Annotated in this window: 22 protein-coding genes and 1 tRNA gene; 17 read left to right on the top strand and 6 right to left on the bottom strand. The window is 70.7% G+C overall.

The genetic code is table 11. The features are described from left to right. Window positions 1-171: 171 nt before the first annotated feature. The 7 genes from NFX31_RS09515 to NFX31_RS09485 all read left to right on the top strand — a co-directional run bounded on the left by NFX31_RS09515 (window position 172) and on the right by NFX31_RS09485 (window position 7,304). Entirely contained in the window at window positions 172-1,362 is a 1,191-nt protein-coding gene (locus tag NFX31_RS09515; RefSeq protein WP_258955300.1) for a ferrochelatase, read from the top strand. Window positions 1,363-1,423: 61 nt separating this feature from the next. Next, a complete protein-coding gene (locus NFX31_RS09510) occupies window positions 1,424-1,909 on the top strand; it encodes a ribose-5-phosphate isomerase (protein ID WP_262955570.1) in 486 nt (161 codons plus the stop codon). After that, the gene (locus NFX31_RS09505) at window positions 1,909-2,907 is read left to right on the top strand and encodes an Fpg/Nei family DNA glycosylase (RefSeq protein WP_045250066.1); all 999 of its coding nucleotides are present in this window, start codon (window positions 1,909-1,911) and stop codon (window positions 2,905-2,907) included. The genes NFX31_RS09510 and NFX31_RS09505 overlap by 1 nt, the downstream gene beginning before the upstream one ends. Window positions 2,908-2,959: 52 nt before the next feature. Continuing rightward, window positions 2,960-3,619 (top strand): FMN-binding negative transcriptional regulator, encoded by a 660-nt coding sequence (locus NFX31_RS09500; protein ID WP_045250067.1) that lies wholly within the window; start codon window positions 2,960-2,962, stop codon window positions 3,617-3,619. Next, the gene (locus tag NFX31_RS09495; RefSeq protein ID WP_045250068.1) at window positions 3,616-5,112 is read left to right on the top strand and encodes an amidohydrolase; all 1,497 of its coding nucleotides are present in this window, start codon (window positions 3,616-3,618) and stop codon (window positions 5,110-5,112) included. The genes NFX31_RS09500 and NFX31_RS09495 overlap by 4 nt, the downstream gene beginning before the upstream one ends. Before the next feature lie 108 nt (window positions 5,113-5,220). Beyond that, the gene (locus tag NFX31_RS09490) at window positions 5,221-6,585 is read left to right on the top strand and encodes a sensor histidine kinase (RefSeq protein WP_262955569.1); all 1,365 of its coding nucleotides are present in this window, start codon (window positions 5,221-5,223) and stop codon (window positions 6,583-6,585) included. Window positions 6,586-6,632: 47 nt separating this feature from the next. Beyond that, entirely contained in the window at window positions 6,633-7,304 is a 672-nt protein-coding gene (locus NFX31_RS09485; RefSeq protein WP_091476745.1) for a response regulator transcription factor, read from the top strand. A 33-nt stretch (window positions 7,305-7,337) separates the two neighbouring features. On the opposite strand, the gene NFX31_RS09480 is transcribed toward NFX31_RS09485, so the two are convergent. Further along, window positions 7,338-7,823: a Dps family protein gene (locus NFX31_RS09480; protein WP_045250071.1), complete on the bottom strand. Its 486-nt coding sequence runs from the start codon at window positions 7,821-7,823 to the stop codon at window positions 7,338-7,340. Window positions 7,824-8,028: 205 nt separating this feature from the next. On the opposite strand from NFX31_RS09480, the gene NFX31_RS09475 reads away from it, so the two are divergent. The 5 genes from NFX31_RS09475 to NFX31_RS09455 all read left to right on the top strand — a co-directional run bounded on the left by NFX31_RS09475 (window position 8,029) and on the right by NFX31_RS09455 (window position 13,289). Then, on the top strand, window positions 8,029-10,134 hold the full coding sequence (locus NFX31_RS09475) for an acyltransferase family protein (protein WP_262955568.1): 2,106 nt from the start codon (window positions 8,029-8,031) through the stop codon (window positions 10,132-10,134). 31 nt (window positions 10,135-10,165) lie between these two features. Beyond that, window positions 10,166-10,696 carry a gamma carbonic anhydrase family protein gene (locus NFX31_RS09470; RefSeq protein ID WP_091476737.1) on the top strand — a complete coding sequence of 177 codons (531 nt, stop codon included), beginning with the start codon at window positions 10,166-10,168 and terminating at the stop codon, window positions 10,694-10,696. Between the two features lie 47 nt (window positions 10,697-10,743). Further along, window positions 10,744-10,817, top strand: a tRNA-Ile gene (locus NFX31_RS09465). A gap of 79 nt (window positions 10,818-10,896) precedes the next feature. Then, window positions 10,897-11,496: a TetR/AcrR family transcriptional regulator gene (locus tag NFX31_RS09460; RefSeq protein WP_262955567.1), complete on the top strand. Its 600-nt coding sequence runs from the start codon at window positions 10,897-10,899 to the stop codon at window positions 11,494-11,496. After that, window positions 11,493-13,289 (top strand): alpha/beta fold hydrolase, encoded by a 1,797-nt coding sequence (locus NFX31_RS09455; protein WP_262955566.1) that lies wholly within the window; start codon window positions 11,493-11,495, stop codon window positions 13,287-13,289. Before NFX31_RS09460 ends, NFX31_RS09455 begins: the two co-directional genes overlap by 4 nt. Before the next feature lie 65 nt (window positions 13,290-13,354). Here the strand turns inward: NFX31_RS09455 and NFX31_RS09450 are convergent, their stop codons facing one another. Then, on the bottom strand, window positions 13,355-13,561 hold the full coding sequence (locus NFX31_RS09450; RefSeq protein ID WP_045250075.1) for a CsbD family protein: 207 nt from the start codon (window positions 13,559-13,561) through the stop codon (window positions 13,355-13,357). Between the two features lie 148 nt (window positions 13,562-13,709). On the opposite strand from NFX31_RS09450, the gene NFX31_RS09445 reads away from it, so the two are divergent. Further along, window positions 13,710-14,027 (top strand): ArsR/SmtB family transcription factor, encoded by a 318-nt coding sequence (locus NFX31_RS09445; RefSeq protein WP_262955565.1) that lies wholly within the window; start codon window positions 13,710-13,712, stop codon window positions 14,025-14,027. Next, on the top strand, window positions 14,024-14,548 hold the full coding sequence (locus tag NFX31_RS09440) for an SRPBCC domain-containing protein (RefSeq protein ID WP_045250077.1): 525 nt from the start codon (window positions 14,024-14,026) through the stop codon (window positions 14,546-14,548). The genes NFX31_RS09445 and NFX31_RS09440 overlap by 4 nt, the downstream gene beginning before the upstream one ends. Before the next feature lie 9 nt (window positions 14,549-14,557). Here the strand turns inward: NFX31_RS09440 and NFX31_RS09435 are convergent, their stop codons facing one another. Beyond that, window positions 14,558-15,820 (bottom strand): alpha/beta fold hydrolase, encoded by a 1,263-nt coding sequence (locus tag NFX31_RS09435; protein ID WP_045250078.1) that lies wholly within the window; start codon window positions 15,818-15,820, stop codon window positions 14,558-14,560. Continuing rightward, window positions 15,820-17,820: a DUF262 domain-containing protein gene (locus NFX31_RS09430; protein WP_262955564.1), complete on the bottom strand. Its 2,001-nt coding sequence runs from the start codon at window positions 17,818-17,820 to the stop codon at window positions 15,820-15,822. The genes NFX31_RS09435 and NFX31_RS09430 overlap by 1 nt, the downstream gene beginning before the upstream one ends. A gap of 173 nt (window positions 17,821-17,993) precedes the next feature. Here NFX31_RS09430 and NFX31_RS09425 point away from each other — a divergent pair, with 173 nt between their 5' ends. From NFX31_RS09425 to NFX31_RS09415, 3 genes are all read left to right on the top strand, one after another. Next, window positions 17,994-18,767: a hypothetical protein gene (locus tag NFX31_RS09425; RefSeq protein WP_045250080.1), complete on the top strand. Its 774-nt coding sequence runs from the start codon at window positions 17,994-17,996 to the stop codon at window positions 18,765-18,767. A gap of 224 nt (window positions 18,768-18,991) precedes the next feature. After that, window positions 18,992-19,594, top strand: coding sequence for a hypothetical protein (locus NFX31_RS09420; RefSeq protein ID WP_045250081.1), 603 nt, complete (start codon window positions 18,992-18,994; stop codon window positions 19,592-19,594). A 145-nt stretch (window positions 19,595-19,739) separates the two neighbouring features. After that, window positions 19,740-20,243 carry a DUF3145 domain-containing protein gene (locus NFX31_RS09415; protein WP_045250082.1) on the top strand — a complete coding sequence of 168 codons (504 nt, stop codon included), beginning with the start codon at window positions 19,740-19,742 and terminating at the stop codon, window positions 20,241-20,243. 279 nt (window positions 20,244-20,522) lie between these two features. On the opposite strand, the gene NFX31_RS09410 is transcribed toward NFX31_RS09415, so the two are convergent. Together NFX31_RS09410 and NFX31_RS09405 are read right to left on the bottom strand one after the other, a co-directional pair. After that, window positions 20,523-21,764, bottom strand: coding sequence for a beta-ketoacyl-[acyl-carrier-protein] synthase family protein (locus NFX31_RS09410; RefSeq protein ID WP_045250083.1), 1,242 nt, complete (start codon window positions 21,762-21,764; stop codon window positions 20,523-20,525). Between the two features lie 81 nt (window positions 21,765-21,845). Beyond that, on the bottom strand, window positions 21,846-22,094 hold the full coding sequence (locus tag NFX31_RS09405) for an acyl carrier protein (RefSeq protein ID WP_045250084.1): 249 nt from the start codon (window positions 22,092-22,094) through the stop codon (window positions 21,846-21,848). Window positions 22,095-22,105: the final 11 nt, after the last annotated feature.

The following is a 22,105-nucleotide window of genomic DNA, read 5'->3' as shown; positions in this document are numbered from 1 at the left end:
CCCAGGGGTGAGGGGTTTCGACCGCAAGATCCGCGCTGCTGGCGCCGGCGGCAACCGTCCCAGCCTACGCCAGTGCGCGTGTCGCGCGATTCGGAGGACTGCAGCCGCTCGGCGGGCCGCGTCGCAGCGGCGCTCGGCGACGGCAAAGGAAACTCAGGGGAAGATGGAAGGGTGAGTGCGCGAGATGTGACCGAAGCTACCGTCCCCTTCGCTTCCGCGGCTGCGGCGAGCGGCCCCGAGTACGTCGAGACGCCCGTCGCCTACGACGGGATCCTGCTCGCCGGGTTCGGCGGCCCCGAGGGGCAGGACGATGTGATCCCCTTCCTGCGCAACGTCACGCGCGGCCGTGGCATCCCCGACGAGCGTCTGGAGGAGGTCGCCCACCACTACCGGCACTTCGGCGGCGTGAGCCCTATCAACGCGCAGAACCGTGCGCTCAAGGCCGCCCTCGAGGCCGAGCTGGCCCGCCGCGGCATCGCGCTGCCCGTCTACTGGGGCAACCGCAACTGGACGCCGTATCTCGCCGACGCGGTCACCGAGGCCGCCGATCAGGGCGACACGACGCTCCTCGCCTTCGCGACCAGCGCCTACAGCTCCTTCTCCAGCTGCCGGCAGTACCGGGAGGACTTCGCGCGCGTGCTCGAGGAGACGGGTCTGGACCGGTCGGTGACGATCGACAAGATCCGTCCGTTCTACGACCACCCGGGCTTCGTGGAGTCCTTCGTCGAGGGCGTGCGCGCCGCGGTCGAGACATTCACGGCGGACGGTGCGGCCCCGTCGGCGATCCAGGTGCTGTTCACGACGCACAGCGTGCCGACCGACGATGCGCTGCGCTCGGGGCCGCGCGACGTCGACTGGGGTACGGGCGGCGCGTACGCGGCGCAGCACGAGGCGGTCGCCGCGTGGGTGATGAGCCGGGTGGCCGAGCTGCTGCCCGTCGCCGCCGAGGTGCCGTGGGAGCTCGTCTACCAGTCGCGGTCCGGACCCGCGTCGCAGCCGTGGCTCGAGCCCGACATCTGCGACGTGATCGAGGAGCTGCCCGGTCGCGGCCGCACCGCGGTGGCCGTCGTCCCGCTGGGCTTCGTGAGCGACCACATGGAGGTGCTCTGGGACCTGGACACGGAGGCCAAGGAGGCCGCGGCCGACGCGGGGCTCGCCTTCGTGCGCACGCCGACGCCGGGCGTGTCCGCGTCGTTCGTCGCCGGGATCGTCGACCTCATCGAGGAGCGGCTGGAAGGACGCCCCGCGGCCGACCGCCGGCACGTGACCTCGCTCGGGCCGGCCTTCGACGTGTGCCGCCCGGGCTGCTGCGAGAACATCCGCGCGGGATTCAAGCCCGCCGCGGCCGGCATCGCCCCCTGACGCCCGACGGGGTGCTCGTCACCCCGTCCGAGGCGCGCCCGGCGCTCCGTAGGATTGGAGCATGCGCATCCACATCGCCACGGACCACGCCGGTCTCGAGTTCTCCACGCAGCTGCAGCATCACCTCGCCGAGGCGGGGCATGAGGTCGTCGACCACGGGCCGGTCGAGTACGACGCCCTGGACGACTACCCGGCGTTCTGCATCCGCGCGGCGCAGGCGACCGTCGCCGATCAGCGCGCCGGCGTGGACGCGCTGGGCGTCGTCTTCGGCGGCTCCGGCAACGGCGAGCAGATCGCGGCGAACAAGGTCGAGGGAATCCGCGCCGCGCTCGTGTGGAGCATCGCGACCGCCGAGCTCGCCCGGGAGCACAACGACGCGAATGTGATCGCCATCGGTGCGCGCCAGCACACCTTCGACGAGGTCGCGGGCTTCATCGACCGCTTCATCGCCACGCCGTTCTCGAACGAGGAGCGGCACGTGCGCCGGATCGCTCAGATCGCCGACTTCGAATGCGACGGATCCCTGCTGCCGGACCCGCGCGCCTGATGCCCGAGGGCCATTCCGTCCACCGGATCGCGCGGCAGTTCGCCCGCAACTTCGTCGGCAGGCCCGTCGCCGCGTCGAGCCCCCAGGGGCGCTTCGCGGAGGGAGCGGCGCTGCTCGACGGCCGGGTCGTCGAGAGCGTGCAGGCCGTCGGCAAGCAGATGTTCCTCGAGACCGAGGGGGACCTGTGGCTGCGCGTGCATCTCGGGCTCTACGGCGCCTGGGACTTCTCGGGCGAGATCCTCGTGGATCCGACGATCGCCTCGGCGAACGGGCGGATGGGCCAGACGAACCAGCGCGGCACCGATCTGGAGGCTCCGATCCTCGACGACGCGGGGGAGAACTCCCTCGCCTCGATCGGTGCGCCCCGCAAGACGCGCGTGCACGTGCGCATGTCGGAGGCCACGAAGGGCCTCGCCGATGAGGGCGTCGAGTGGCCGCCGCCCGTGGTCGGGCAGGTGCGTCTGCGCCTGATGACGGAGGCGACCTGCGCCGACCTGCGCGGCCCGACCGCCTGCGTGCTGCAGACCCCGGACGAGATGCTCGCCACGGTCGCCAAGCTCGGGCCGGATCCGCTCGTGGGCGACGTGGACGAGGGCGAGGAGCGGTTCGTGGCCGCTGTGCGGCGCCGGGCGGTGCCGATCGCGCTGCTGCTCATGGATCAGGCGGTGGTCAGCGGGATCGGCAACGTGTACCGCGCCGAGCTGCTGTTCCGCGCGCAGCTGAACCCGCACACGCCGGGAAGGGATGTCCCCGAGGAGACGGTGCGCGCGCTCTGGCGCGACTGGGTGCGCCTGCTCGCGATCGGCGTCGAGACCGGGCAGATGATGACCATGGACGATCTGTCGCCCGAGCAGTACCGTGCGGCGATGGCCCACCGGGACGACCGGCACTGGGTCTATCACCGCACGGGCCTGCCCTGCCGGGTGTGCGGCACCGCGATCGTGCTCGAGGAGATCGGCGCCCGAAAGCTCTACTGGTGCCCGCGCTGCCAGGCGTGACGGATCGCGCGACCTGAGTCCCGCGTGTCGGGCGCGACCCTAGGCTGAACTCATGCGCCAGAACCCGAGCTTCGCCATGACCGACGTCGCCGAGCTGCGGCGGATCATCGCCGCGCACCCGTGGGCGACGCTCGTGGGCCGCGACGAGAGCGGCATGACCGCCTCGCACTACGCCGTGCTGCTGGATCCCGACCGTGACGACCTCACGATCGTGGCGCACGTGGGGCGGCCGGACGACCTGGTGCTGGGCCTCGGCACGCAGGAGCTGCTGGTGGTGTTCCAGGGGCCGCACGGATACATCTCGCCGGGCTGGTACGGAGACGTCGCCGCGGTCCCCACCTGGAACTACGTCGCCGTGCACCTGTCCGGCGTGCCGGAGCTGCTCGACCCCGAGGAGAACCTGCGTGTGCTCGGTCACCTCGTGGATCACTTCGAGGGCGGGCTCGCGGATCCGCGCGGGATGTGGACCCCGCCGAACGACGAGGCCTTCGTGCGCCGGCTCGAGGCGGGCACGGTCGGGTTCCGGCTCACTCCGACGCGGGTGACGGCCAAGCGCAAGCTCAGCCAGAACAAGCCCGACGACGTGATCGAGAACGTGATCCTGGAGCTCACCGGTGACGGCGTGTATGCGAACCCGGCTCTGGCCGCCGAGATGCAGCGCGCCCACGACGCGCGTCTCGCGGCCCGCGCCGCCACGGCGGCGGATCGATGAGCGGCGGCACCATCGCGGCGATCCGCGACGTGCGCGTCGCCGGGGCGGGGCGGCATCTGCTCGCCCTCGACGGCCCCGTCGACGTGCTCCTCGAGGACGGCAGGATCGCCGATATCGCGCCCGCCGGGGCCCTTCGGCTGCACGGGGAGGTGCGGGACGGGGACGGCGCGTGGATCGCACCCGGACTCTGGGATCATCACGTGCACACCGTGCAGTGGGCGCTCGCGGCGCAGCGCGAGGATCTGTCCGCGACGCGGAGCGCCGTCGAGGCCGCCGCGCTGATGTCCCGTGCTCCGGTGCTCCCCGACGGACGCCGCGTGGGCGCCGGGTTCCGTGACGTGCGCTGGACGGATCGCCCGACTCTCGCCCTGCTCGACGAGGGCAGCGGAGAGATCCCCACGTACCTCATCAACGCCGACGTGCACAGCGTCTGGCTGAACTCCGCGGCCTTCCGGCGCGAGGCCTTCGACGCGCCGCCGGACGGGATCCTGCGCGAGGAGGACGCGTTCGAGATCTCGCGGCGCCTGAACGCCACGGATCCCGCCGTCGCCGACGAGGCGGTCGCCGCGGCGGCACGACGGGCCGCCGCGCGCGGCGTCGTGGGCCTCGTCGATTTCGACATGGCGTGGAACGCCGACGCGTGGACGCGACGCCTCGCGGCGGGCTTCGACACGCACCGTGTCGAGTTCGCGGTGTATCCGCATGATCTCGACCGCGCGATCGCGGCCGGCCTGCGCACGGGCGAGCATCTCGTGGACGACCGCCGCGGGCTGGTGCGCGTCGGCCCGCTGAAGATCATCTCGGACGGATCGCTGGGCACGCGGACCGCTGCCTGCAGCCACGGCTACGCGGACGACCCGCACAATCACGGCGTGCTCACCGTCCCGCCTGCCGAGCTCCACGCCCTGCTCCTGCGCGCGACCGGCGCCGGTCTCGACATCGCGCTGCACGCGATCGGCGACGTCGCCGTCACCGCGGCGCTCGACGCGTTCGCTGCGACCGGCGCCCACGGCACCGTCGAGCACGCGCAGCTCGTGCGGCACGGCGACCTGGCACGGTTCGCGCGGCTCGGCATCGCCGCGAGCGTGCAGCCGCAGCACGCCCTGGATGACCGCGACACCGCCGACGCGCTGTGGGCGGCGCAGACGGCGATCGCGTACCCGCTGGCGTCGCTGCACCGTGCCGGGGCGAGCCTGCGCTTCGGATCCGATGCCCCCGTCGCGCCCCTGGATCCGTGGCATGCGATCTCGGCCGCCGTCTTCCGCACCGACGACGAGCGCCCGGCCTGGCATCCGGAGGAGCGCATCGACGTCGAGACCGCTCTCGCCGCGAGCGCGCACGACGGGACCGGGGGAGGAGCGGCGGTGACGCCGGGGGCGGTGGCCGACCTCGTGCTCCTCGGTGCAGATCCGTACACGGCCGATGCGCAGACGCTGCGCACGATGCCGGTGGTCGCGACCGTCGTCGGCGGACGGGTCACGCACGGGGGATAACCCCCGGACGGATCCGGCGGGCCGCACCCTGGGTGAGAGCGCGGGGCGACGGCATCGTAGAGGAGGGCGCAGATCCGCGCCCGCCTCGCACACTTCCAGGAGATCACGATGACCACCGTCGCCCGACGGCTCGACACCCACCCCGACGCCCCACCGGCCGCTCGCCGCCGCGGATACGGACGCGCCTGGGCCGCCGCGCCGGCCAACGCACTCTACCTCGTGCTGCTCGCCGTGCCGCTCGCGATCGTGGCGATGGCGGTGACCTGGCTGGTGTTCGGACTCGGCCTCGGCATCCTCGTGCTCGTGATCGGCCTCCCCGTGCTCGCCGGGGCGCTCCAGGTAGCCCGCGGGTTCGGCGAAGCCGAGCGCGCACTCCTGCGGATGACCGACTTTCCGCCGATCGCCGCGCCGGACTGGCGACGCGGGGCACGCGGCGACGGCCGGTGGGCGCGGCTGACGCAGCCGCTGCGCAACGGGCACTACTGGATGGCCCTGCTGTCGGCGCTGCTCGTGCGCCCGATCGTGGCGATCATCGCCTTCGCGTTCGCCACGATCTGGATCGTCCTCGCGCTCGGCGGCCCCACCTACTGGTACTGGTCGCCGTTCACCCGCAACGGCAGCGCGGAGGAGATCTGGGTGCCCTGGGCGGTGCAGCATCTCTTCGGGGGCATCGATCCGGATCCGGATCCGCATCTGTGGGCGTCGATGCTGTATCTGATCGTGGGCGTCGTGTTCCTCGGCACTCTTCCGCTCGTGCTCCGCGGCCTGGTCGCCATGCACGGGGCGGTGGCCTCCGCGCTGGTCGGGCGCTGGGAATCGGACGACCTCGCGGCCGAGGTGGCCGGCCTCGATGCCTCGCGCGGTGCGGCCGTGCAGGCCGAGGACGAGGGCCTGCGCAGGCTGGAGCGCGACCTGCACGACGGGCCTCAGCAGCGGCTGGTGCGGCTGCAGATGGATCTCGCCGCCCTCGAGCGTCGCGCGGCCGAGGGCGACGCCGCAGCGGTCGCCGCCCTCGCCGCGGAGAGCCGGGGACACGCGCAGGCCGCACTCGACGAACTGCGGGCGCTCGCGGGCGGTGTCGCGCCGCCGCTGCTGCAGGATCGCGGGATCGCCGAGGCGATCACGGCGCTGGCTGCGGCGAGTCCGCTGATCGTGGAGGCGTCGGTCGCCCCCGAGGTGACGGCGTCGCTGAGCCCGGAGGCGGCGCGCAACCTGTACTTCGTGGTCGCGGAGCTGCTGACCAACGCCGCCAAGCACGCGGCCGCGCTCAGCGCGTCGGTCGACGTGGTGCGCAGCGGCGCGGAGGTGCGCGTCACGGTGACCGACGACGGCCGCGGCGGCGCGGAGCCGCGTCCGGGCGGTGGGCTCGAGGGACTCGCGCGTCGGGTGCAGGGGCTTCGCGGCACGCTGCAGATCGACAGCCCGCACGGAGGCCCCACCGTCGTGACGGCCGTCGTGCCGGTCTCCGCATAAGACCGGCACGTTCCGGCGCGATCGTCGCCGGCCCCTAGTCTGAGGACGTGACAGATCCGGAGACCCCGCTGCGCGTGATCCTCTTCGAGGACTCCATCCTCCTCCGCGAGGGCCTGGTGCGCCTGTTCGCCGAGGCGGGGTTCGAGACCGTCGGAGCGTACGGCGACGTCGAGGACGTAGTCACCCGCACGCGGACGTCCGGTGCGGATGTCGCGGTGCTCGACGTGCGGATGCCGCCGAGCTTCCGCGATGAGGGGATCCGCGCGGCCCTCGCGGTGCGGGCAGCGCTGCCGGGCGTCGGCGTCCTGGTGCTGAGCCAGTACGTGGAGGGCGTGTACGCCCGGGAGCTGCTGGGCGCGGGCGACGGCGGCGTCGGCTACCTGCTCAAGGACCGGGTCACGTCCCTCGACGAGCTCTCCGCCGCCGTGCGCCAGGTGCGCGGCGGAGGGACCGTGCTGGATCCGCGGGTCGTGCAGCAGCTCGTGCGCACGGGCCCGGATCCGCTGGCGACGCTCACCCCGCGGGAGAGCGAGGTGCTGGAGGCGATGGCGGAAGGACGCAGCAACGCGTCGATCGCCGCCCGGATGACCATCGGCGTGGGAGCCGTGGAGAAGAACATCTCTGCGATCTTCGCCAAGCTCGGGCTGGAGGATTCCGGCACCGATCACCGGCGCGTGCTCGCCGTGCTCGCCTACCTGCAGCACGACCCCCGTCCCTGAGCGGAACGGGGGTCGTGCGCGTGATGTGCGGCGTCAGGCGGCGATGTGCGACACGAGGAACCAGCGGTCCTTCTCGAGGCCGCGCTGGATCTCGATCGCCACGTCCTGGCTGGTGAGGTCGATCTCGTCGAGTCCCTCCACGGCGGCCTTGACGTCCACGAGGACCGCGTCGATGTCGGCGATGACGGCGCGGACGAGCTCGTCGGACTTCGTGAAGCCGGCCGGCACCTGCGTGGCGCCCGCCTTCTCGGCGACGACCGAGGCGCGCGCGTCGATCGGCAGGCCCAGGGCGACGATGCGCTCCGCGGCGGTGTCCGCGAAGTCGCCGGCGTGGTCCACGATCACGTCGAGCAGCTCGTGCACGCCGACGAAGTTCGCGCCGCGCACGTGCCAGTGCGCCTGCTTGCCGTTCAGCGTCAGGGCCTGAAGACCCAGCACGACAGGGGTGAGGAACTGTGCGGCACCTGCCGCGACGGTCGGGTCGACGGAGGTGGCGGTGATGGTCTCTGCGTTGCTCATGATGTCTCCTCGGTGATCGCTCGGATCCGTGCGTGCTGATGTGGTGACCTCAACGCTACTCGGCTCAGAATGTTCCGCAACCAAGCTGAGGCAACGCTAACTCGCAGATCACAGCACATTTCGGCAAGGCTTGCCTTGCCTGCGGATCCCGTCGAGCACCGCGTGGAAGACGGGAGCGCACAGTGATCCGGGATACCTTCGTCAGGTGGCAACAGCTCGTACCTCCTCCCGTGCGGCCCTGCGCCGTTCCCGCACATCCGCCGCGCAGAAGGTCGGTGCGAACTTCATCCCGCACGTCCAGGGCCTGCGCGCGATCGCTGTGCTCGCCGTCGTGCTCTACCACTTCTGGCCCGGGCGGCTGAGCGGCGGCTACGTCGGCGTCGACATCTTCTTCGTGATCTCGGGCTTCCTGATCACGGCGCACCTGGCGCGCGAGCTGAACGCCACCGGCCGGGTGAACCTCGGGCAGTTCTGGGCGCGTCGCGCACGTCGTCTGCTGCCCGCATCGCTCCTGGTGCTGCTGTTCTGCGCGATCGTCGCCGCGATCCCCGTGCTGTCTCCCCTGTCGCAGCTGCCGGCGGAGCTGCAGGAGATCGTCGCCTCCACCTTCTACGTGGAGAACTGGTTCCTCGCCCTGAACTCCGCGGACTATCTCGCGCACTCCGGCGACCCGACGATGGTGCAGCACTACTGGTCGCTGTCGCTCGAGGAGCAGTTCTACGTGCTCTGGCCGCTGATCATGCTGCTGGCGGCATGGATCGCGGTGAAGTACTTCCGCGGATCACGGCTGCGCGCCGCCGCGATCGCGATCGGCGTGGTGTCGGTCGCCTCGTTCGCGTTCTGCGTCTGGTTCACCGCGACCAATCCCGCCCCCGCCTACTTCGTGACGTTCGGCCGCATGTGGCAGTTCGGCGTCGGCGCCGTGCTCGCCCTCGTCCCGCGCCTGCGGGTCAGCAACGCGATCGGCAGCTTCCTTCTGGGCTGGGGCGGCATCATCGTGCTGCTCGTCGTGATCTACCGCTTCGACGGTCAGACGCCGTTCCCGGGGTACATGGCCGCGATCCCGACCCTGGCGGCCGCCGCGATCATCGCGGCGTCGAACACCGAGCGCTGGTGGTACCCGACGCGCATCCTGGCGATCCGCCCGATGCGCTTCACCGGCGACATCTCGTACAGCCTGTACCTCTGGCATTGGCCCCTCATCATCATCGCCCCGTCGGTACCGTTCTGGGGTCTCACGATCTACCATCGGGTCGCCCTCGTCGGGATCTGCTTCGTGCTGGCGTGGCTCACCAAGAAGTTCGTCGAGGACCCCACCCGCACCTGGAAGCCGCTCACCTCGCGCAAGCCGCGGCTCTCGCTGTGGGCGGCCCTGGCGGCGATGGTCATCGTCGCGGGCACCGCGGGTGCGGGCTGGGCGGCGAACGCGGGCACCTACCAGCAGGGCGTGCAGGCGATCGCCCAGCTGCGCGCGAACCCGCCGGCGTGCTTCGGCGCCGCCGCGGTCCTCGACGAGTCCTGTGCGGGCACGACGACCGACAAGATCCTCCCCGCACCCGGCTTCGCGGGAGTCGACCGGCCGGAGGAATCGCAGTGCTTCGTGCAGCTCAACGATGCGCGGGCGGTGGCCTGCGAGTTCGGGTCGAAGGATCCGAAGGCCAAGCGGATCGCGCTCATCGGCGACAGTCACGCCTATCAGCTGCTGACGACCTTCCAGGGCATCGCCGAGAAGGAGGGGTGGCACCTGACCACCTACTTCAAGGGCGCCTGCCCCTGGAACACCACGCCGCTGTCGACGGGCGGCGCGTTCGGCGACGCGTGCACGCAGTATCGCGCGGCGGTGGCGAAGCAGCTCGAGAGCAAGCACTTCGATGCCGTCTTCACCGCCGCCCTGTCGACCACGCCGTACGCCGCCGGGGATCACGCCTCCTCCTATGAGGCGGCCGTCGCCGGCTACCGCGAGGCGTGGGCCACGCAGACGTCGAAGGGCACGCCGGTGATCACCGTGGTCGACAACCCCGTGTGGGAGACCGACCCGAACAAGTGCCTCCGCACCCGCGCGCAGGCGGCGTGCGACGGACCGCGATCGGACCTGCTCACGGAGAAGGATCCGCTGCGCGAGGCGGCCGCGGGGCAGAAGGACGTGACCCTGCTCGACTTCACCAAGGTGTTCTGCGGCGAGCAGGACTGCCGAGCGGTGGTCGGCGGCGCGAACATCTACCGCGATCAGGACCACATCACCGTGACCTTCGCGAACTCCCTCGCCCCGCAGTACACCGCCGCGCTCAAGACCGCGATGGGGTTGGGCTGATCTCCGCGCCCGGGCTGGATAGGGTCGGCGTATGAGCGACGACGCCACGATCCTGTCCTTGCCCGACCGCACGCCCGCGATCGACCCGACCGCCTTCCTCGCCACCGGTGCCAGGATCATCGGATCCGTCACCATCGGAGAGGGATCCAGCGTCTGGTACAACGCGGTGCTGCGCGCGGACTCCGCCGAGATCAGGATCGGTGCGGGCAGCAACGCGCAGGACAGCGTCTCGGTGCACGTCGACCCCGGCCACGGCGTGACGATCGGCGACGACGTCTCGATCGGTCACAACGCCGTCGTGCACGGCTGCACGATCGGCGACGGGTCGCTGATCGGCATGGGCGCCGTCGTGCTCAACGGCGCCGTGATCGGCTCCGAGTGCCTGATCGCCGGCGGTGCACTGGTGCTGAGCGGGATGGAGGTGCCCGACGGCTCGCTCGTCGCCGGGGTCCCGGGCAAGGTCCGCCGGGAGCTCACCGCGGAGGAGCGCGAGGGGCTGCGGCGGAACGCGCGGGTCTACCGCGAGCACTCGGCGCTGCACCGCCAGGCGCGCCCGCTCTGAGAGCCGCGCACGCGGCGTCACCGGCGCCCGGTAGTCTCGAAGCATCCGGGGCGGTGGCCAAGCTGGTGAAGGCAGTGGGCTCATAACCCAACGATCGCGGGTTCAAGTCCCGCCCGCCCCACTTGAAAGACCTGCGACCGCTGTGAGCGGCGCTGTAGTCGTCGATTTGCAAAATAGGTAGACCGGTCTATTCTGGTGGCATGGCAACCAAGGGAGACCTGACCAAGGCACGGCTCGCAGAGTCCATGCTCGAGCTGATCCAGAGCAGCGGCTACAGCGGCACGGGCCTGAACGCGGTGATCGAACACGCCGCCGCGCCGAAGGGCTCGATCTATTTCCATTACCCCGACGGCAAGGAGGGATTGGGTGTCGCGGCCGTCGACCTCGCCGCAGCTCAGTTCGGAGCGCTGATCGCCGAGGCCGTCGATGCGGCGGACAGCATCCCCGACGCGGTCCGCCGAGCGATCGATGCGCTCGCGACGATCGTCGGCGGGAGCGACTTCCGGCTGGGATGCCCGGTCTCGGTGGTCACCATCGAGATGGGCGCGGAGAGTGAGCGGCTCCGTGAGGCGTGCGCCGCGGCGTTCTCCTCGTGGATCGGCCCGACGGCTGCGCTCCTCGAATCCGGCGGCATCGGCGCCGAAGAGGCGCGGAGCCTGGCGACCGTCATCGTGTCGACGATCGAGGGAGCGGTCATCGTGTCCCGCGCGATGAAGACCACGCAGCCGCTGTCCGCGGCCGCCGACGTGATCGCCGGTCTTCTCGAACAGCGCCTTCCGCAGGACGGAGGAGCCCGATGAGCGCGCTCGATGCACCGCGTCACGCACTCGTCTTCGGTGCCTCGGGCCTGGTCGGCCGTCACCTCATCCTCGCCCTCGCCGGGGCCGGGGCGCGCGTTACCGCGGCCGTCCGCAGCGCCGGTTCCGGCGCTCGCGTCGAGCGCTGGCTCAGGGAGCACGGCCTGACGCGGGCCATCGAGACGACGATCGTCGACTTCGACGCCCCGGAGATCGTGGCAGGCGGAGCGGAGGCGTTCGCGTCCGTCACCGAGATCCACAACTGCGCCGGCGCCTATCGGTTCGGGATGCCCGCGGACGAGGCGCGACGCGCGAACGTCGGCATCGTCGAGAAACTGCTCGACTTCGCCGAGGGGATCCCTGCGCTCCAGCGCATCGTCCACATCTCGGGCTACCGCGTGGGCGGGCAGGATCCGGCGACCGTCCCGTGGTCGGAGGAGCACCGTGCCGCGGTCTACAAGGAGCTCGGCGGCTATGAGGCGTCGAAGGTGGAATCCGATGCCATCTTCCAGGCCAGAGCCTTGGAGCGCGGGATCCCGTGGACGATCGTCAATCCGGCGAGCGTGATCGGCGACAGTGCGACGGGGGAGTCCGATCAGCACATCGGGCTGGCCACCACGATCGAGCAGATCTGGGACGGGACGGCGACCGCGCTGCCCGCGGGCAGGGGCACCTTCCTGCCTGTTCTCACGGTCGACTACCTGGCGGCGTTCATGGCGAAGGCCGCGAGTGATCCGGCCGCCGTCGGCAAGGCGTACTGGATCCTCGATGACGCGACCCCTCCTCTGGCGGAGATGCTGTCGCACGTCGGTCGGCATCTCGGGGCGAAGGTGCCGTGGCTGCGCGTGCCCGTCGGCATCATCAAGCGGCTTCCGCCGCAGATCACCAAGGCGGATCCCGAGACCCTCGGCTTCCTCTCGGACGACCGCTATCCGACGGGGCCCGCGAACGCGCTGGCGGCGAAGCACGGTCTCCGGACGCCGGACGTCCTGGTGTCCCTCGACCGGTGGGCGGACCATCTGGCGGCGCACCGCTTCGGTCGTGCGAACGCCGAGGACCGGCGGATCGTCGAGCGCGGGGGACTGAGGACGTTCGAGCTCGGGCGATCGGATTCGAGCCGGGTGATCCTGCCCGGGCTGCCGGTCAACGCCGACACCTGGGCCGAGGTCGCCTCGGCCGTGGACGCGCGCGCCGTCGACCTCCCGGGTCTGGGCCTGAGCGGCGGCACCGGCGTGCAGGACTGGGACCGCTGGCTGCCCGCCGTGCAGGGGGAGGAGCCCGTCGAGCTGATCGGACACTCGCTCGGCGCGGCGGCGGCCGTCCTCGCGGCGGTGCGCCGTCCGGAGCGCGTCACCTCCCTCACCCTGGTCGCGCCGTTCTTCCTTCAGCCGCGGTCAGGATTCGCAGCGCCCCTGCGACCGTTCGTGCGCAGCTACCTGCGGCACGTCGACGCGGCGCGCCTGTCGATCCGGCTCACCGGATCGGCGGCGAACGCGGCGGCCCTCGAGTCCACGATCGGCGACCTGAGGCGCACGGGTGCAGCACGCGTGGCCGCCCAGCTCGCTCTCGCCGGCTCGCCCCGGTGGCGTGCCGAGCTGCGAGAGGCGCTCGAACGATTCGACGGACCGGTCCGCATCATCACGGGGAGCGAGGATCCGCTCGATCCCGACATGCTCGCGCGTCTCGCGTCCCGTCCGAACGTCGAGCTGATCTCGGTGGCCGGCGCCGGGCACCATCCGCAGCTGACTCACGGCGCGGCTCTCGCCGAGGTGCTGTCCGACGTGATCCGCGCCTGACATGACGTCGCGCCGCCCCGTCGTACTCCCTCCGGACCCCGACGAGGCGGCGCGAACGCTCTGCGTCAGCGGTCGGTGGCGTCCTTGAGGTGCTCGCCGGCCTTCTTCGCGTCGTCCTTCAGATGCTCGCCGGCCTCCTTCAGGTCGGCCTTGGCCTGGTCGAGCTTGCCCTCGTTCTCGAGCTTCTCGTTGTCGGTGACCTTCCCGGTCGCCTCCTTCGCCTTCCCCGCCATCTTCTCTGCGGTGTTCTTCACGTGGTCGGCAGCGCTCATGGGTCTGCTCCTCTCCAGTCGGTCGATGCTGACAGGCTCGCAGTCGGGTGCGGATCGGTCGACGGGGTTGACGGACCGCGGGGCGGGCGCTACAGAGCGCGAGTATTTATCCTTGCGGGTACGTAACGCTCCAGGTACATTGCAACCCATGGACGCCGTACTGCAAGCCCTCGCCGACCCGAGCCGTCGGGTCGTGCTCGGGATCCTGCGCGACCATGAGGCTACGGCGGGCGAACTCGCCGACGCGCTGCCGATCGCCCGCCCCGGGGTCTCCCGGCACCTGCGCGTGCTGCGCGAGGCGGGCCTCGTCGCCGTTCGGCAGGAGGCGCAGCGGCGGATCTATCGCCTGCGGCCGGAGGCGCTCATCGGCATCGACGCCTGGCTGGACGACTATCGCGATCTGTGGATCCAGCGACTCGACGCCCTGCACACCGAGATCGCGCGAGGGAAGAAGGACGGGACATGATCGTGACCGGCACGATGTGGGAGATCGACGACGCCCACGGGGGCATCCGAGTGGAGGACGTGTACGACACCGACATCGCGGACCTGTGGCAGGCGTGCACGGATCCGGCGCGTCTGGAGCGCTGGATCGTGAAGGTGCACGGCGACCTCCGCCCGGGCGGTGTGCTCGACGCGACGTTCACGAGCACCTGGACCGGGCGGATGCGGATCGACGTCTGCGAGGCGCCCCGTCACCTCGTGCTCACCCAACAGCCGGGCACCGAGGAGGAGACGGTGATCGAGGCCTGGCTCCAGGCGGAGGGCACGCGCACGCGATTGATCGTCGAGGAGCGCGGGCTCGGATCCGGCGTGCTGCACTTCCACGCCGCGGGCTGGCAGGTGCACCTCGAAGACCTCGGGCTCTCGCTGCGGAACGACGCACCTACCCATCCCGGCGGCTGGTCGTCGCAGCAGCCCGCCGAAGCGTGGCGGTCACGCTGGCAGGAGCTGATCCCCGCTTACGAGCAGGTCCGCGCCGGCTGACGCACGTCGTCAGCGCACGCGGCGGTCCTGCGCGAGTGCGATGAGCCGCTCCAGCACCGGGCCGGAGCGCAGGCCATTGTGCTCATGCTCGCTCGTCACCCACAGGCGCAGGTCGGGCAGGAGGGCTGCCGTCTCCATCGAGAACTCCAGCGGCACGTACGGGTCGTTGACGTAGACGGCCGCCGCACCCCGGGCACCGGAGCCCGCGATGGCCTCGGCGTCGTAGATCGTGGGCCACGCGTGCTGCGCGAGCGCGAGCGACACGTCGCGCCACGGGCGGAACGCCGGCACCGTCTCCGTCCAGTCGCGGCGGATGTGCTCTCCGGTGAACAGCGTCACGTCGGCCGCGAAGTCGGCGGGTTCGACGCGCTCCGCCGACCAGTCGGTCACATGCCCGTTCGCGTAGCTGGACTCGTGGAACACGAAGTAGAGGGGGTTGCGGCCGTCGAACGGCATGGCCGCGGCGAGGTCGTACCGGAACGCGTTGGAGCCCGGTTCGAGCTCGAGCAGCTTCCACACGGTCTGCCACCCGTCGTCGGTGCCCAGCGCGGAGCCGACCGACCGCAGCCGGGACGGCGAGACAACCTCTCCGTCGGGCAGCACGATCTCGCCGGCGTCCGCAAGATCCACGAGCCGGCGCATGCGGTCGCGGTGCTCGGGGAACCGGCGGTAGTACCGCTCGGAGGCGTCGCGCATCTTGTCGTAGCAGAGGGCGTAGACCTCGTCCGGGGTGCGCGTGACCGTGCTCAGACCGCCGGTGAGATAGGCGGTGTCGACCGAGGCGGCGTTCGTGGAGAGGTAGGCGAGCGTCGTGAAGCCGCCGAAGGACTGCCCGAGCACGTTCCATCGCTCCGCGCCGAGGTGCTCGCGCATCGCCTCGCAGTCGCGCACGATCGAGTCCGCCCGCAGATGCGTGAGGTGCTCGGCGACGGCCTCGGAGCCCAGGGCGAGGATGTCGTCCGACACCGGCGTCGACCGGCCCGTGCCGCGCTGGTCGATCATCACCACGCGATAGTGGGCCAGCGCCTGGTCGAGCCAGGACGGGCCGGCGGGCGTGTGCAGGGCCCGCGGCGCCTCGTGTCCCGGACCTCCCTGGAGGAACACCAGATAGGGCAGGTCCTCTCCGCCCGGACGGATCACCACCGACGCGAAGACGTCGATCGTGCGGGCGTCTGCGGGATCGGACCACACCAGGGGCACGGTGAGCGTGTGCTCCTCGAGCGTCAGGTCCATCATCCGGCGGCGCAGGACAGGGGCGGCAGAGATCGTCATCACATCACATTCCCGATGTAGGAGTACTTCACGAACACTTCTTCGGCGAGACCCGATTCCTCCAGCAGTCCCTGCACGGCACTCATCATGTACTTCGAGTCCCAGCCCATGTAGAGGAAGTGGTCGTCGTCGAGCTGGTCCCAGGGCCCGTTCCACGCCTTCTCGTCGTAGATCGGTCCTCCGTTGCGGGCGTTGAACGCGTCGAGCGCCGCACGGGTATCGGTCCAGCCGCGACGGAAGACGCGGTTGAACAGGTACTTCACGTCGGGGACGTCCCACCGCTCGCCGCGGTACTCGACGTACTCGAACTCGCGCTCCCAGCCCGCGGGCCAGCCGCGGCGGCGCACGGCGTCGAGGATCGGGGTCAGGCCGTCGTCGTCGATGTCGGTGACCGCGGGGCGCGGCCAGATCCGCAGGAAGGCGTCGGTGAGGTCGGCCGTGCGCCGCGAGATCGCAGCGGTGCCCCACGCGTCGAGCTCGGCGAGGGCGGCGGTCCCCGCGATCCGGCTGCGACGGTACGCGTCGCGCTTGCTGGGGAAGGAGTCTCCGAAGACGCGCTCCGCGAGCGACTCCTCGATGAGCGTCAGGTTGCCGAGCGTGGTGGCGAGGGCGCGGTGGCTGTTCTGCTCGTCCTCGGTGTACTCGCTCCACGGCCGCACGCCGTCGCCGGACCAGTTGTTGTGCGGGGCCGGAGGCGCCACGTACTCGACGTCGTAGCCCTCCGGATCCTGCAGCCCTTCGAGGCGTCCGAGCACGTACAGCGCGTGCGGCAGATCGGCGAACTTCAGCGCCACCCGGATGCGCTCGTCCGAGGGGGTGATGCGCGCGAACGCCTTGAGCAGCTGCTCGGGGCCCTCGGTCCTGGCCCGACACAGGCGCGCGATGAGGCGGTCGGTCGGCACGCCGACCACCGCGCGGCGCAGCAGCAGGGACTGCACCCGCTCGAGGGTGCGGAGGAGCTCGTCCTTCGTGATCGCCCCGTGCCGGTGGTCGCGGTAGGCGCTCATCACGAGGGGGTAGGTCGAGCGCCCGAAGGTGTTCACGTACGCCAGCTGCCGGCGGATCTCCGGATCCTGCTCCCGTGCGGGATCGAGCAGCACGCCGTAGATCTCGGCATACTCGCGCCAGACGAGCGCCTGCGCCCGCAGCGTCTCGAGGTCCGGCCGGGGGAACTCGTGGCGGAATGCGCTGTACACGCCGTGCTCTCCGGCGACGGCGACCTCACGACCGGTGGTCATGATCAGGTAGTGCCGCCAGAAGGCGCCGATCGCCTCACCCGTGCTGCGCTCGATCGGCAGCCAGAACTCGTCCTCCACCTGCTGCTGCTCGGCGTGGGAGAGGCCCATGAGCACGTAGTTGTGGATCAGCTCGTGGTCGCGGAGCGGCTCGCCGGTGGAGTTCAGGCTCTCGAAGATCTGCTGCGCGCTGGCTGCCGCGCCGAGCGTGATCGCGACGTGCTCGAGCTTCTGCAGCCCGCGCCAGATCCGCGGCGCCTCGTCGGCATGCACCTGGGAGCGGAAGAACGCGTAGTTGTCGTCGAAGCGGGACTCGGGCTGGTCCGGTGCACGACGATCGAGCACGACCGACTCGAAGAGCCCCGCCCACGCCTCGTGCGGACGCAGCTTGGTGCGGTCCGGATCGCCGGGGCGCACCAGGACGCGCTCGAGTTCCTCGGCGAGCGCGCGATCAGTCTCGCGCACGGAGTGGTGCAGGGCGGCGATGAGGAGCATCAGCGTGGTGATGCGCTGCTGACCGTCGATCAGGATGAGGTCGGCCTGCGGATGCGCGTCGTCGGCGGCGGACAGGATCGAGCCGATGAAGTGGCGGTGCGCATCGTCCTCGTCGGCGACGGCGCGGATGTCGGTGAGCAGCTTCTCGCAGCCGCCGATGTCCCAGCGGTACTGGCGCTGGTAGACGGGAACCACGATCGTGGTCTCGGGGGAGGACAGCCACTCGATCGTTGACACTGCGGTTGCTTCGACGTTGGTGGCCGTGCTCATGCTCGCTGCGCTTCTCCTCGGTTCCGGACTGCTCATCCAGTCTATTCAGGCGCGGATCCGGGCTCGGATATTCACGGCCGGGCCCCGGGGCGCGTCGGAGGGCCGCTGTTAGGCTGTCCTAAGAAGGGCCTGTTAAAACGTGCTGGCCCCTTATGAAAGGACATGACTCGCTCATGGCATACATCAAGTCCGCCGCCCTCGAGGACAAGGGTTTCGTCGTCCTCGACAGCTACAACCAGGAGCTCGACCCCAAGGAGTGGCTCGACATCGAGTACAACGACTGGAAGTCCTCCGGTGACACCCGCTTCGCGCCGCTCGCCAGCGCCAAGGGCGAGATCGAGTGCAACGGCTTCTGGAACCACGTGCCCCCACGTACGGACAAGGACGGCGTCTGGATCGAGTCGCAGACCGCCAAGGCCCCGAACCTCACGCGTCGCGCGCAGGAGCCGGGCGCGAACGTCGGCCGCTGCCGCGTCATCGAGCTGCAGCCCACGCCCTACGGCGAGTGCCTGTACAACCTGCACCAGGACGACAACAACCGCCTCAACCCGGATGGCACCGGATGGGTCGTGCGCGGCTTCTTCAACCTCACCGACGACAAGGACAGCTACTTCGTCCTGCGCGAGAACCGCACCGACCCGAGCGTCGAGTACCGCATCGCCCTCCCGGCGGGGGCGCAGCTGATCGTCGACACCCAGCGCCTCTGGCACGCCGCCACCCACAACGGCACCGAGCCGCGCTACTGCCTCATCACGTCGTGGACCTCGGGCCCGGAGCTCGACGCCTACATCGAGAAGTACCACGGCACGCAGGACGTGGAGAACTACCCCGTCGACCAGGCGATCCTCGACGCGGGCTACGAGGAGCAGGCGCGTCGTGACGCCGCTCGCGCCGCGTACTACGCCGCCAAGGGTCAGCAGGAGAAGATCGCGATGAGCGAGGCCTGAGCCTCGTCAGTCCCTGAGCCCGTCCCAGGGCACCGAGGGGCCCTCGGCAATGCAGTTCCCGGCGTGCTTCGCGCACCCTCCACAGGAGACGGGAGCGGCGCTGCCGAGGGCCCTTCGCGTGGTCGGGGCACCCCGACTCGTTGAGGGTCGGTCCCGCCCTCGTGCTAGCTTCGGGAACGTGCCGTACGCGAAGCGAGACGGCTCTCGACGACCGGGGGGCGCTCATGGTGCGGCGAAGAGACCTGCGTGCGCGGGCGACGGCTCTGCTGGCGGGGACTGCACTCGTCCTGCTCGCCGGCTGCGCGGCGTCGACGAGCGACGAGGGGCAGCGGCTGCGTGAGGTGGTGCTCGATCTGCCGGGCGTGGCCTCCGTGCAGACGCGCAGCCAGGACGCGTCCTTCGACCGGCAGCCCTCCGTCGAGACGATGGTGACGACGACGCACGACGTCACGTCGGATCAGCTGCTCACGATGGTGCGCACCTGGCACGAGGCCGTCGAGTCCGCCATGCGACCCGCGGCGGCACTGAAGGTGACCGTCGCGCGTGAGGACTGCCACCTCGCGGTCGACGGAGAGTCGGATCGCACGGCTCTGGCCGACACCGCCTCGTTCATCTGGGCTGCGTGCAAGGCCGTCCCGGGCGGGGTCGTCGATCTGGAGAGCCGGCACTACGGGCGGCAGTTGTTCGTCAACACCCGCACCACGACCGACCCGAACGACGACCCGCTGTTCGTGGACGGACTGCGGTCGCTGCCGGGCGCCCAGGTGACCGGCGACTACTGGCGGTTGCGTGGACAGGACGGGCCGGAGCAGACCTACCACTGGTGACGTCCGCCGATCGCCGACACCTCCGTGGAATGACATGCTTGTGATTTCTTCGGGCATCGGTGAGAATGGGCGCATAACCGCATACCCGCCGTGCTTCGCGGATCAGGTCGTAGGGGAAGACGCACCTGATGAAACGGAGAAACCCATGGCGACAGCACAAGCACGCGGAGTGGTGTACATCCACTCGGCACCGCGCGCGCTCTGTCCGCACCTCGAATGGGCGGTCGGGCGCGCTATCGGGCGCGCCGTCAACTTCGAGTGGTCGGAGCAGCCCGTGCTCGACGGCGCCCGCCGGGCCGAGTTCTACTGGGACGGCCCCGTCGGCACCGGTGCCGCGCTCGCGACCGCGATCCGCGGCTGGGAGCACCTCCGGTTCGAGGTGACCGAGGACCCCACTCCGCGCAGTGACGGCGGGCGCTGGCTGCACACGCCCGACCTGGGTGTGCACTACGCGCAGACCGACGCGGCCGGCAACATCGTGGTCGGCGAGGATCGGATCCGCTACGCGATGGAGATCGCCGCGGGCAGCCCGGTGGAGCTGCAGCGCGAGCTCGACGTGGCGCTCGGCACCGCATGGGACGAGGAGCTGGAGCCGTTCCGCCACGCGAGCGACGACGCGCGCGTCGTGTGGCTGCACAAGGTGGGATAGGCCGCTGCGCTGGCAGGTGGGATAGGCCGCTGAGCCGGCGGGCCGGCTGACAGCAGAAGGACTCGTGTCGCGCTCCCTGTCACGACGGAGCGCGACACGAAGGGACGAGGATCGGAGGAGGCGCGATTATCGGAAGTCGGAGAGCAGTGTCCCGGAGACCGAGAAAGCGTATCCCCGATCCGCAACCGGAGATAACAGAACAGCACAACCGAAGAGAACGAGAATCGCCCCGACCGCTTCGATGGGGAAGCGCCCGGGGCGATGCTCGTGGAGGCGGGGTCAGTCGTCGTAGGAGCGGATCGCGACGACCGCGTTGTGCCCGCCGAAGCCGAACGAGTTGCTGATCGCGAGCTGCGGACCGTCGCCGAGCGGCTGCGGCTCCACGGACAGCCGGAACGGGACCGCGGGGTCCGGCTCGGTCATGTTGATCGTGGGCGGCGCGACGCGATCGCGCAGAGCGAGGATCGTGAAGACCGCCTCGAGTGCACCGGTGCCGCCGAGCAGGTGCCCGGTGGACGCCTTGGTGGCCGACACGGGGATCTCGTCGATCCGGTCGCCGAACACGCTCTTCAGCGCCTCGTACTCGTTCGGGTCGCCGACCGGGGTCGACGTCGCGTGCGCGTTGATGTGCGTGACCTCGTCGGGGGTCGCGCCCGCCTGAGCGAGCGCCGCCTCGACGGCACGCGTCGCGCCGGCACCACTGGGGTCGTTCGCCGTGATGTGGTAGGCGTCGGCGGAGACACCGCCGCCGACGATCTCGGCGTAGATCTTGGCACCGCGAGCCAGGGCGTGCTCGAGGGTCTCGAGCACGAGCGCGGCACCGCCCTCGCCCATCACGAAGCCGTCGCGGTCGATCGCCCCGGGCCGTGACGCGTGCTCGGGGTCGTCGTTGCGGCGCGAGAGCGCCTGCGCCGAGGCGAAGGCAGCCATCGTGATCGGGTGGATCGCGGACTCCGCGCCTCCGGCGATGACGACGTCGGCGAGCCCGTCCTGCAGGTGCTCGTAGGCGTTCGCGATGGACTCGGTGCTCGAGGCGCACGCGCTCACCACGGTGCGGGCGTAGGCCTTCGCGCCGAAGTGGAGCGAGAGGTTGCCGGCGCCGGCGTTCGGCATCAGCATCGGGACCGTCAGCGGCATCACCCGGCGCGGGCCCTTCTCGCGCAGCGTGTCCCACGCGTCGAGCAGCGTCCACAGGCCGCCGATGCCGGTGGCCCAGTCGACGCCCAGTCGCTCGGGCGCGACCTCGGGTGCTCCCGCGTCTTCCCACGCCTCGCGCGCGGCGATCATGGCGAACTGCACCGACGGGTCGAGACGCTTGGCCTCGTGACGCGGCAGCACCTCCTCCGGACGGACGGACGCCTCAGCGGCGAACGTCACCGGGAGCTGGTGCTCGGCGACCCAGTCGTGGGTCAGGGTGTGCGTGCCGGAGACGCCGGCGAGCAGGTTCGCCCAGTTCTCCGGGGCGGTGCCGCCGAGGGCGGACGTTGCACCGATGCCGGTGACGACGATGCGCTTGGTCATGCGTGATCCTTCTCAGGGAGCGGGGGAGGGGGAAGCGGAGGATGCCACGCCCCGCGGCTGCGGGGGTGGCATCCGCAGGTGTCACTCCTGGCCGGCGACGATGAAGTTCACGGCGTCCCCGACGGTCTTGAGGTTCTTCACCTCGTCGTCGGGGATCGTGACGCCGAACTTCTCCTCGGCGTTGACGACGATCGTCATCATCGAGATCGAGTCGATGTCCAGGTCGTCCGTGAAGGACTTCTCCAGGGCGACCTCCGAGGCGTCGATGCCGGTCTCGTCGGTGATGAGCTCTGCCAGGCCGGCGAGGACCTCGTCGTTGCTGAAAGCCATGATTTCCTCTT

Origin of the sequence: Microbacterium azadirachtae (assembly GCF_025583665.1) — a bacterium.
In the GTDB taxonomy this organism is placed as follows: domain Bacteria; phylum Actinomycetota; class Actinomycetes; order Actinomycetales; family Microbacteriaceae; genus Microbacterium; species Microbacterium azadirachtae.
The sequence above is the reverse complement of the archived record's forward strand: the minus strand, read 5'-3'. Positions and strand labels throughout refer to the sequence as shown.

Excerpts from the sequence above, each read along its gene's own strand:
- NFX31_RS09510 (WP_262955570.1), top strand. The coding sequence starts at position 1,424 with ATGCGCATCCACATCGCCACGGACCACGCCGGTCTCGAGTTCTCCACG.
- NFX31_RS09505 (WP_045250066.1), top strand. The coding sequence starts at position 1,909 with ATGCCCGAGGGCCATTCCGTCCACCGGATCGCGCGGCAGTTCGCCCGC.
- NFX31_RS09500 (WP_045250067.1), top strand. The coding sequence starts at position 2,960 with ATGCGCCAGAACCCGAGCTTCGCCATGACCGACGTCGCCGAGCTGCGG.
- NFX31_RS09495 (WP_045250068.1), top strand. The coding sequence starts at position 3,616 with ATGAGCGGCGGCACCATCGCGGCGATCCGCGACGTGCGCGTCGCCGGG.
- NFX31_RS09490 (WP_262955569.1), top strand. The coding sequence starts at position 5,221 with ATGACCACCGTCGCCCGACGGCTCGACACCCACCCCGACGCCCCACCG.
- NFX31_RS09480 (WP_045250071.1), bottom strand. The coding sequence starts at position 7,823 with ATGAGCAACGCAGAGACCATCACCGCCACCTCCGTCGACCCGACCGTC.
- NFX31_RS09470 (WP_091476737.1), top strand. The coding sequence starts at position 10,166 with ATGAGCGACGACGCCACGATCCTGTCCTTGCCCGACCGCACGCCCGCG.
- NFX31_RS09460 (WP_262955567.1), top strand. The coding sequence starts at position 10,897 with ATGGCAACCAAGGGAGACCTGACCAAGGCACGGCTCGCAGAGTCCATG.
- NFX31_RS09455 (WP_262955566.1), top strand. The coding sequence starts at position 11,493 with ATGAGCGCGCTCGATGCACCGCGTCACGCACTCGTCTTCGGTGCCTCG.
- NFX31_RS09450 (WP_045250075.1), bottom strand. The coding sequence starts at position 13,561 with ATGAGCGCTGCCGACCACGTGAAGAACACCGCAGAGAAGATGGCGGGG.
- NFX31_RS09445 (WP_262955565.1), top strand. The coding sequence starts at position 13,710 with ATGGACGCCGTACTGCAAGCCCTCGCCGACCCGAGCCGTCGGGTCGTG.
- NFX31_RS09440 (WP_045250077.1), top strand. The coding sequence starts at position 14,024 with ATGATCGTGACCGGCACGATGTGGGAGATCGACGACGCCCACGGGGGC.
- NFX31_RS09435 (WP_045250078.1), bottom strand. The coding sequence starts at position 15,820 with ATGACGATCTCTGCCGCCCCTGTCCTGCGCCGCCGGATGATGGACCTG.
- NFX31_RS09430 (WP_262955564.1), bottom strand. The coding sequence starts at position 17,820 with ATGAGCACGGCCACCAACGTCGAAGCAACCGCAGTGTCAACGATCGAG.
- NFX31_RS09425 (WP_045250080.1), top strand. The coding sequence starts at position 17,994 with ATGGCATACATCAAGTCCGCCGCCCTCGAGGACAAGGGTTTCGTCGTC.
- NFX31_RS09420 (WP_045250081.1), top strand. The coding sequence starts at position 18,992 with ATGGTGCGGCGAAGAGACCTGCGTGCGCGGGCGACGGCTCTGCTGGCG.
- NFX31_RS09415 (WP_045250082.1), top strand. The coding sequence starts at position 19,740 with ATGGCGACAGCACAAGCACGCGGAGTGGTGTACATCCACTCGGCACCG.
- NFX31_RS09410 (WP_045250083.1), bottom strand. The coding sequence starts at position 21,764 with ATGACCAAGCGCATCGTCGTCACCGGCATCGGTGCAACGTCCGCCCTC.
- NFX31_RS09405 (WP_045250084.1), bottom strand. The coding sequence starts at position 22,094 with ATGGCTTTCAGCAACGACGAGGTCCTCGCCGGCCTGGCAGAGCTCATC.